This window comes from Allosphingosinicella sp., assembly GCF_036387215.1.
Lineage (GTDB): Bacteria > Pseudomonadota > Alphaproteobacteria > Sphingomonadales > Sphingomonadaceae > Allosphingosinicella.
In genome coordinates this window covers 1-3133 of record NZ_DASVUE010000038.1, presented here as the reverse complement: position 1 = coordinate 3133, position 3133 = coordinate 1, and the positions used below count along the sequence as shown (strand labels likewise).

At 63.8% G+C, this 3133-nt stretch carries 3 protein-coding genes; 1 reads left to right on the top strand and 2 read right to left on the bottom strand.

The genetic code is table 11. From position 1 onward, the window contains the following. Positions 1-408 precede the first annotated feature (408 nt). Positions 409-1236, bottom strand: coding sequence for a CDP-alcohol phosphatidyltransferase family protein (locus VF662_RS01765; protein ID WP_464136988.1), 828 nt, complete (start codon positions 1234-1236; stop codon positions 409-411). After that, entirely contained in the window at positions 1233-1967 is a 735-nt protein-coding gene (locus tag VF662_RS01760; RefSeq protein WP_464136986.1) for a phosphatidylserine decarboxylase, read from the bottom strand. Before VF662_RS01760 ends, VF662_RS01765 begins: the two co-directional genes overlap by 4 nt. 123 nt (positions 1968-2090) lie before the next feature. Here VF662_RS01760 and VF662_RS01755 point away from each other — a divergent pair. Further along, a partial coding sequence (locus VF662_RS01755) for an NADP-dependent isocitrate dehydrogenase (protein WP_464136984.1) occupies positions 2091-3133 on the top strand: 1043 nt, incomplete at its 3' end.

Here is a 3133-nt window from a genome sequence, read left to right as displayed (position 1 = left end):
GACGCCATGGTCTTTCTCCTTCCGGTTATACCTCTGCGGGGCCGAGAAGCTGAGCAAGCTCAGCCACCGGTTATGATGGCTCCGCATGTGGAATGGGCGCGCATCTAGAGGCTGGGGCGGCGGAAATCAACCCGGAAAGCGGCTGTTGACAGTCGAACAAAACATGAACATACAGCAGAAACAACAAACTAGGAAACCAATCCAGAGCAACCGCGTTTGGCTGTGGATAAAACAGGGGACAAGCTGTGACTCAAATCGCTGCCGCACTTTTCTTTGCGCTGGTGCTGACCGGGGCCGCCGCGCTGATGCATCTGATGGTCCGCGACTATTGGCAGGAGATCATGGCGGCACTTCGCGGCGAGGTGCTGGTGCGCAGGAGCACGCAGCCCTGGACTCCCCGCGGCCGGCCTAGTGCGCGTCCGCGGCCGGTGGTCGTTCGATCGGTGCCAATGCAGCAGCGCGCTGCTTCCTGATCCGCCCGTAGCTCAGGATGCTGAACGGGATCATGGCGGCGTAGACAAGGGCGGCGATACTCAGCGTCGGCCAAGGTGCGGAGATAAGGGCGCCGCCTATCAGGGCAATCACCACCAGCGCGCCGAACCGCACATGGCTGCGCAGCTTCAGCGAACCCCATGAGAAGGTGGCGAGGTTCGACACCATGAGGAAGGCGCAAAGCGCCGCCCAGGGCGCGACGAGCAGCGGCTCGTGGAAGGCTTCCGATCCGATCCAGAGCCACAGGAAGAGCGGCAGCAAAGTAAGCCCCGCTCCCGCCGGTGCGGGAATGCCCGTAAGAAACCCTGCGGATTTGTGCGGCTGATCGAGAACGTCGATGTTCGCGTTGAAGCGGGCAAGCCGGAGCGCCCCGCAGACGGCATGCGCAAGAGCCAGAAGCCAGCCGTAACGCGCCCAATATTCGTAAGCCGCGTCTTCCGGGCCGGTCACGGTCAGCATCCACTGGTAGAGGATGATCGCCGGGGCGACGCCGAATGCAGTGACGTCCGAAAGGGAATCCAGCTCCGCGCCGAACCGGCTCTGCCCCTTGAGCAGCCTTGCGATCCGCCCGTCCATCACATCGAGAAAAGCCGCAAGCACCACGGCGCCCGCTGCCTTTTCCCATTCGCCTGCAATGCCGTACCGGATTCCAAACAGGCCGGAGCAGAGCGCAAGCGCCGTTATGGCATTGGGCAGCAGCGTGCGCAGGGGAATCCCCTTTGGCCGCCGGCCCGGCTGCCTCACTGGCTGACACCCTCGATCAGCTGCGACTCGCCGACGCGGGCAACGACCGTTTCGCCGGCGAGGGTGCGCTGGCCGAGAATAACCAGCGGCGCCGTTCCCTCAGGAAGGTAGACGTCGACCCGGCTGCCGAAGCGGATGAGGCCGACGCGCTGCCCGGTCGCGACGAAATCGCCCGGCTTGACCCAGGGTACGATCCGCCGTGCCACCAGGCCGGCAATCTGCGTGAAGCCCACGCGAACGCCGTCACGGCCCTCGACCAGGATGTGCTGCCGCTCATTGTCCTCGCTGGCCTTGTCGAGATCGGCGTTCAGGAACTTCCCGGCGATGTAGGCGACGCGGGTGATCTGCCCGGCGATCGGCGTACGATTGATGTGGACGTCGAACACGCTCATGAAAATGGAGACGCGGGTCACCGGCTCGGTGCCGAGGCCGCCTTCCCCCTGCAGCTCGCGCGGCGGCGGCACCGCTGTGATCATCGTTATCAGCCCGTCGGCGGGGGCGACGATCAGCCCCTCCCCCTTCGGAGTCGTCCGGATCGGATCACGGAAGAAGGCGGCAACCCAAATCGTCACGCCGAGCAGAGCAAAGCCGAGCTCGTCCCAGATGAAGAGCAGAAAGGCGAGCGCAATCGCTCCCGAGATAACGACGAACTTCCGCCCTTCCGGGTGAACCGCGGGCCAGCGCCAGCGGACATTGGTGGTGACGATGTCCGGCTTTTGGAGCGATGTCATGGGCCTGCCTTTACGCGCCGCTACCCGCAGGCACAACCAAGGATGCCCTCCGGTTGATCGGCGCGGCGGCTCCGCCTACACGGCCCCCAATCCCTCTTCAGCCAAGGAAAGCCCGAGCCCCACATGGCCAAGATCAAAGTGACGAACCCGATCGTCGAACTCGACGGCGACGAGATGACCCGCATCATCTGGCAGTGGATCCGCGAGCGGCTGATCCTGCCCTATCTCGATGTGGAGCTGCTCTATTTCGACCTCGGTATGGAGAATCGGGACGCGACCGACGATCGCGTCACCGTCGAATCCGCCGAAGCGGTCAAGAAGCACGGCGTCGGCGTCAAATGCGCGACGATCACGCCCGACGAGGCGCGGGTCGAGGAATTCGGCCTCAAGAAGATGTGGAAATCGCCCAACGGTACGATCCGCAACATCCTGGGCGGAGTCATCTTCCGCGAGCCGATCGTGATCGAGAACGTCCCGCGGCTCATCCCCGGCTGGACCGACCCGATCGCGGTCGGCCGTCACGCGTTCGGCGACCAATATAAGGCGACCGACTTCCGAGTGCCCGGCCCCGGCAAGCTCACGATGAAGTGGGAAGGCGAGAATGGCGAGACGCAGGATTACGAGGTGTTCGACTTCCCCTCGTCCGGCGTCGCCATGGGCATGTACAATCTCGACGATTCGATCCGCGACTTTGCACGCGCGAGCTTCAATTACGGGCTCAACCGCGGCTGGCCGGTCTATTTGTCGACGAAGAACACCATCCTCAAGGCTTATGACGGGCGCTTCAAGGACATCTTCCAGGAAATCTTCGACAGTGAATTCAAGGCGCAGTTCGACGAGGCGAAGATCGAGTATCAGCATCGGCTGATCGACGACCTCGTCGCTTCCGCCCTCAAGTGGAGCGGCAAGTTCGTCTGGGCCTGCAAGAATTACGACGGCGACGTGCAGTCGGACATGGTGGCGCAGGGCTTCGGCTCGCTCGGCCTCATGACCTCGATCCTGATGACGCCCGACGGCAAGACGGTGGAGGCGGAAGCAGCGCACGGCACCGTCACCCGGCACTACCGCATGCATCAGCAGGGGAAGGCGACCTCGACGAACCCGCTGGCATCGATCTTCGCCTGGACCGGCGGCCTCAAGCATCGCGGCCGCTTCGACGGCACCCC